7 protein-coding genes are annotated in these 6,257 nt (G+C 64.5%); all 7 read left to right on the top strand.

Annotation, left to right across the window (positions count from 1 at the left end):
- Positions 1-158: 158 nt before the first annotated feature.
- A complete protein-coding gene (gene gshB / locus C6382_RS09760) occupies positions 159-1,112 on the top strand; it encodes a glutathione synthase (protein ID WP_107024292.1) in 954 nt (317 codons plus the stop codon).
- Between the two features lie 109 nt (positions 1,113-1,221).
- Entirely contained in the window at positions 1,222-2,127 is a 906-nt protein-coding gene (locus C6382_RS09765; protein WP_107024293.1) for an energy transducer TonB, read from the top strand.
- Between the two features lie 133 nt (positions 2,128-2,260).
- Complete coding sequence (locus C6382_RS09770) at positions 2,261-2,830, top strand: YqgE/AlgH family protein (protein ID WP_107024294.1); 570 nt, start codon at positions 2,261-2,263, stop codon at positions 2,828-2,830.
- A complete protein-coding gene (gene ruvX, locus C6382_RS09775; protein ID WP_038615389.1) occupies positions 2,830-3,264 on the top strand; it encodes a Holliday junction resolvase RuvX in 435 nt (144 codons plus the stop codon). The genes C6382_RS09770 and ruvX overlap by 1 nt, the downstream gene beginning before the upstream one ends.
- Positions 3,265-3,324: 60 nt before the next feature.
- Entirely contained in the window at positions 3,325-3,843 is a 519-nt protein-coding gene (gene pyrR, locus C6382_RS09780; RefSeq protein WP_107024295.1) for a bifunctional pyr operon transcriptional regulator/uracil phosphoribosyltransferase PyrR, read from the top strand.
- 12 nt (positions 3,844-3,855) lie between these two features.
- A complete protein-coding gene (locus C6382_RS09785; protein WP_107024296.1) occupies positions 3,856-4,860 on the top strand; it encodes an aspartate carbamoyltransferase catalytic subunit in 1,005 nt (334 codons plus the stop codon).
- The gene (locus C6382_RS09790; protein ID WP_107024297.1) at positions 4,857-6,128 is read left to right on the top strand and encodes a dihydroorotase; all 1,272 of its coding nucleotides are present in this window, start codon (positions 4,857-4,859) and stop codon (positions 6,126-6,128) included. The genes C6382_RS09785 and C6382_RS09790 overlap by 4 nt, the downstream gene beginning before the upstream one ends.
- Positions 6,129-6,257 lie beyond the last annotated feature (129 nt).

The following is a 6,257-nucleotide window of genomic DNA, read 5'->3' on the forward strand; positions in this document are numbered from 1 at the left end:
AGCACACTCTGGGGGTGCATTCCATCAGCCCGCGCCACCGCCCGCTGCGGCGCCATCCAGGATGCGTTTTCCCTTGACCGCCAGCGCTGCGAGCGCCACCCTGACGCCACTTTTCATTCGAGCTACTGCGGCAGAGCGCCGCCGAGAGGAACTACCCCATGAGCGTTCGCCTCGGGATTGTCATGGACCCCATCGCGTCCATCTCCTACAAAAAGGACAGCTCGCTGGCCATGTTGCTGGCTGCCCAGGAGCGCGGCTGGTCGCTGTTCTACATGGAACAGCAGGACCTCTACCAAGGCCAGGGCCAGGCCCGCGCACGGATGCGCCCGCTGAAAGTATTCGCCGACCCGGAGCACTGGTTCGAGCTTGAAGCCGAGCAGGACAGCGCCCTGAGCGATCTGGACGTGATCCTGATGCGCAAGGATCCGCCGTTCGACATGGAGTTCGTCTACAGCACCTACCTGCTGGAACAGGCCGAAGCCGCTGGCGTGCTGGTGGTCAACCGCCCGCAAAGCCTGCGCGACTGCAACGAAAAACTGTTCGCCACCCTGTTTCCCCAGTGCACGCCGCCCACCCTGGTCAGTCGTCGCCCGGATATCATCCGCGAATTCGCTGCCGAACATGGCGACGTGATCCTCAAACCGCTGGATGGCATGGGCGGTACCGGGATCTTCCGCCATCGCGCGGGCGATCCGAACCTCTCGGTGATCCTCGAGACCCTGACCCTGCACGGCGCCTCGCAGATCATGGCACAGGCCTACCTGCCGGCGATCGTCGACGGCGACAAACGCATCCTGATGATCGATGGCGAGCCGGTGCCTTACTGCCTGGCGCGCATTCCGGCCAGTGGCGAAACCCGTGGCAACCTGGCCGCCGGTGGCCGTGGCGAAGCCCGCCCGTTGACCGACCGCGATCGCTGGATCGCCGAACAGGTCGGCCCAACCCTGCGCGAGAAAGGCCTGCTGTTCGTTGGCCTGGACGTCATTGGCGAACACCTGACCGAAATCAACGTCACCAGCCCGACCTGCATCCGTGAAATCGACAACGCCTTTGGCACCCGCATTGGTGTGCAATTGATGGATGCCATTGATCGCAAGCTCAAGGCGCGCTGACCGCCGACGCGGAGCAACCGCGCAGAGTGGGGTATCATGCCGGTCGTTTTTTTGACCTGCGCACCCACTTTGCCGGTTTCCCCCCGGTCTCGCGGCTGCTGGATACCTGATGACGCTGCCTGCTGACATCCCCGCCGACTTCACCCCGCCCCGCGTTCGCCCGGCGGACCGGCTCGGTTTTACCCTGTTCCTGGCAGCCCTGGTGCACCTGGCGCTGATTCTCGGCCTGGGCTTTTCCTTCGCCAAGCCGGAAGAAATCCGCCGCACCATGGAAATCACCCTGGCGACCTTCAAAAGCGAGAAAGCCCCGCAGAAGGCTGACTTCCTGGCCCAGGATAACCAGAAAGGCAGCGGCACCCTGGACAAAAAAGCGCTGCCGAAAACCACCGAAGTCGCGCCATTCCAGGACAGCAAGATCAACAAGGTCACGCCCCCCCCGGCCGCCAAGCCTGAAGTGCAGCCGCAACCGGCACCGCCCAAAGCCGTAGTCGCCACCCAGGCGCCAAAGCCGCAAAAAGTCGAAACCCGGCCCAAGGAAGCCAAGCCGCAGCCCAAACCCAAGGCTGCGACCCCGGACTTTGACAGCTCGCAGCTGTCCAGCCAGATCGCCAGCCTCGAAGCCGAGCTCTCCAACGAGCAACAGCTGTACGCCAAGCGCCCGCGCATCCATCGTCTCAATGCCGCCTCGACCATGCGCGACAAGGGTGCCTGGTACAAGGATGAATGGCGCAAGAAGGTCGAGCGCATCGGTAACCTCAACTACCCCGACGAAGCCCGTCGCCAGCAGATCTACGGCAGCCTGCGGCTAATGGTCTCGATCAACCGCGACGGCTCGCTCTATGAAGTGCTGGTGCTGGAGTCTTCCGGGCAACCACTGCTCGACCAGGCCGCCCAGCGTATCGTCCGCCTGGCGGCACCTTTTGCACCGTTTACCGGTGATCTGGCAGACATCGACCGGCTGGAGATCATCCGCACCTGGCGCTTCGCCCGCGGCGACCGTTTGTCCAGCAATTGACCGGTTGGCGCGGCGGTGCGACGACTCGACTTGCCCCGCGATTGCGGTCTGTCAGTTACATCGCATCGTGGGGCAAGCCCGCTCCCATACTTCAGGCTTGTCAGTCTGCCGTACCGACGCCACACTAATAGCCATGAAAAACCTCAGCCCGAGTTACCTCAAGCATCAGTTCCTGATTGCCATGCCGCACATGGCAGACCCGAACTTCGCGCAGACCTTGACCTACATCGTCGAGCACAACGCCAATGGCGCGATGGGGCTGGTGGTCAATCGGCCCCAGGAGCTCAACCTGGCCGATATCCTCGAACAGCTGCGCCCGAACGTTGAACCGCCGAGCAACTGCATCCACATACCGATCTACATGGGTGGCCCGGTGCAGACAGACCGCGGCTTCGTCCTGCACACCAGTGACAAGCGCTTCCAGGCCACCGTCGAGCTGGACGGCCTGTCGCTGACCACTTCCCAGGACGTGCTGTTCGCCATCGCCGACGGCGGCGGTCCGAAGCAGAGCCTGATTACCCTTGGCTATGCGGGCTGGGAAGCCGGCCAGCTAGAAGCGGAACTGGCCGACAACGCCTGGCTGAACTGCCCGTTCGACCCCGAGATCATCTTCGGCATGGCATGCGAGCAGCGTCTTGCAGCCGCAGCGGCGAGCCTGGGCATCAACCTGAGCCTGCTGACCAGTCAGGCGGGGCACGCCTGATGGCCGAATTGCGTCTGCTGCTGGGCTTTGACTACGGCACCAAACAGATTGGTGTCGCCGTCGGCCAGGTGATTACCGGCCAGGCCCGCGAGCTGTGTACCCTCAAGGCCCAGAACGGTGTACCGGACTGGACCCAGGTGGAAAAACTCATCCAGGAGTGGAAGCCCGACGCCATCGTCGTTGGCCTGCCACTGAACATGGACGGCACCCCCAGCGAAATGAGTGCTCGCGCCGAGAAATTCGCCCGGCGCCTGAATGGTCGCTTCAACCTGCCCGTGCATACTCACGACGAACGCCTGACCACCTTCGAAGCCAAGGGCGAGCGCATGGCCCGCGGCGGCCAGCGTGGCAGTTACCGCGACAACCCGGTCGACGCCATTGCCGCAGCGTTGCTGCTGCAGGGCTGGCTGGAGGCCAATACCGGGCAGTCCTGACCCAGATCATCGGATTCAAGCCGGGCCAGCGCTGCGCCCCCGGCCTCTTGAGGAGCAAGCATGAGCCTACCCAATCCCGCCGAACTGATCCGGCAGATGGCCGTCGACCTTCGTGCCCATCTGGCCCGGCGCAACATTACCGAGCCACGCTTCATCGGCATCCGCACCGGGGGGATCTGGGTTGCCCAGGCCCTGCTCGAAGAACTGGGCAGCGATGCCGCTCTGGGCACCCTCGACGTTTCGTTCTATCGCGATGACTTCAGCCAGAACGGCCTGCACCCGCAAGTGCGCCCATCGGAGCTGCCATTTGAGATCGAAGGTCAGCACTTGATCCTGGTGGACGACGTGCTGATGAGCGGTCGCACCATCCGTGCCGCCCTCAACGAACTGTTCGACTATGGCCGTCCGGCCAGCGTGACCCTGGTGTGCCTGCTCGACCTGGATGCCGGCGAATTACCGATCCGCCCGAATGTGGTCGGCGCAACCCTGTCGCTGGCCGCCCATGAACGGGTAAAATTGACCGGACCCGCACCGCTCGCCCTCGAGCGCCAGGACCTCGCCTCCGCTTCCGCCCTTTAAGAGTCCCTCGCGATGACGCCAATCGACGCCAAGCGCCCGCTGCAGCTCAATGATCAGGGCCAGCTGCGCCACTTTCTCTCGCTCGACGGTTTGCCCCGCGAGCTGCTGACCGAAATCCTCGACACCGCCGACTCCTTCCTTGAAGTCGGCGCCCGGGCCGTTAAAAAGGTCCCGTTGCTGCGCGGCAAGACCGTCTGCAACGTGTTCTTCGAGAACTCCACCCGCACCCGCACCACCTTCGAACTGGCCGCCCAGCGGCTGTCGGCCGACGTCATCACCCTGAATGTGTCGACCTCCTCGACCAGCAAGGGCGAAACCCTGTTCGACACCCTGCGCAACCTTGAAGCCATGGCTGCCGACATGTTTGTCGTGCGTCATGCCGACTCCGGCGCCGCGCACTTCATCGCCGAGCACGTCTGCCCGGACGTGGCGATCATCAACGGTGGTGACGGCCGTCACGCTCACCCGACCCAGGGCATGCTCGACATGCTCACCATTCGTCGGCACAAAGGCGGCTTCGAGAATCTCTCGGTGGCCATCGTCGGCGACATCCTGCACTCGCGGGTAGCGCGTTCGAACATGCTCGCCCTGAAGACCCTGGGTTGCCCGGACATTCGCGTGATCGGTCCGAAAACCCTGCTACCAATCGGTATCGAGCAGTATGGCGTGAAGGTCTATACCGACCTTGAACAAGGCCTCAAGGACGTCGACGTGGTGATCATGCTGCGCCTGCAGCGCGAGCGCATGGCCGGCGGCCTGCTGCCAAGCGAAGGCGAGTTCTATCGCCTGTTCGGTCTGACCACAGCCCGTCTGGCCGGGGCCAAGCCCGATGCCATCGTCATGCACCCGGGGCCGATCAACCGCGGCGTGGAAATCGAATCGGCGGTGGCCGACGGTGCCCACTCGGTGATCCTCAACCAGGTCACCTACGGTATCGCAGTGCGCATGGCCGTGCTGTCGATGGCCATGAGCGGGCAGACCGCGCAACGTCAACTCGACCAGGAGAACGCCCAGTGACCCTCAGTATTCTCGGCGCCCGGGTCATCGACCCCCTGAGCGGCCTGGACCAGACCACTGACCTGCACATTGATGCCGGCAAGATTATCGCCATGGGCGCAGCGCCTGCCGGCTTCAGCCCGGCGCGCAGCATTGACGCCCAAGGCCTGATCGCCGCCCCCGGCCTGGTCGACCTCAACGTCGCCCTGCGCGAACCGGGTTACAGCCGCAAGGGCAGCATCGCCAGCGAAACCCGCGCCGCGGCCGCTGGCGGCGTCACCAGCCTGTGCTGCCCGCCGCAAACCAAGCCGGTGCTGGACACTTCAGCGGTTGCCGAGCTGATCCTCGACCGCGCCCGCGAAGCCGGGCACAGCAAAGTGTTCCCGATCGGCGCCCTGAGCAAAGGCCTGGAAGGCGAACAGCTGGCAGAGCTGATTGCCCTGCGCGACGCCGGCTGCGTGGCGTTCGGCAACGGCCTGAAAGCTTTTGGCAACAACCGTACCCTGGCACGCGCCCTGGAGTACGCGGCAACCTTCGACCTGACGGTGATCTTCCACTCCCAGGACCGCGACCTGGCCGAGGGCGGCCTTGCCCATGAAGGCGCCATGGCCAGCTTCCTCGGCCTGCCGGGCATCCCGGAAACCGCCGAGACCGTCGCCCTGGCGCGCAATCTGCTGCTGGTCGAGCAGACTGGCGTACGCGCGCATTTCAGCCAGCTGACCAGCGCCCGCGGCGCGCGCCTGATCGCCCAGGCCCAGGAGCTGGGCCTGCCGGTCACCGCCGACGTGGCTCTGTACCAGTTGATTCTCACCGACGAAGCGCTGCGCGACTTCTCCAGCCTGTACCACGTGCAGCCACCGCTGCGCACCCGCGCCGACCGCGACGGGCTGCGCGAGGCGGTGAAGTCCGGGGTGATCCAGGCGATCTCCAGCCATCACCAGCCACACGAGCGCGATGCCAAGCTGGCACCGTTCGGGGCCACCGAGCCGGGCATCAGCAGCGTCGAACTGCTGCTGCCTCTGGCGATGACCCTGGTGGAAGATGGCCTGCTCGACCTGCCAACTTTGTTGCAACGTTTGTCCAGTGGCCCCGCCCAGGCCCTGCGTCTGCCAGCCGGGCAACTGAAAGTCGGCGGCGCCGCCGACCTGGTGCTATTCGATGCCAAGGCCTCGACCGTGGCGGGTGAGCAGTGGCGCTCCAAAGGCGACAACTGCCCGTTTATCGGCCACTGCCTGCCGGGTGCGGTGCGTTATACCTTGGTCGATGGGCATATCAGCCACGAAGCCTGATCATCGCGGGGCAAGCCCGCTTGTGTCTATGGCCGGAAGTAAACTCTAGGGTGAGAGAGGTGGATGGCAAGCTGTGAGTCCGCGGTGCTTAAAGCACGAGTGGGAGCAAAGCTGCCATCCACCTTTCCA

It is taken from the genome of Pseudomonas sp. BBP2017 (assembly GCF_003024385.1).
In the GTDB taxonomy this organism is placed as follows: domain Bacteria; phylum Pseudomonadota; class Gammaproteobacteria; order Pseudomonadales; family Pseudomonadaceae; genus Aquipseudomonas.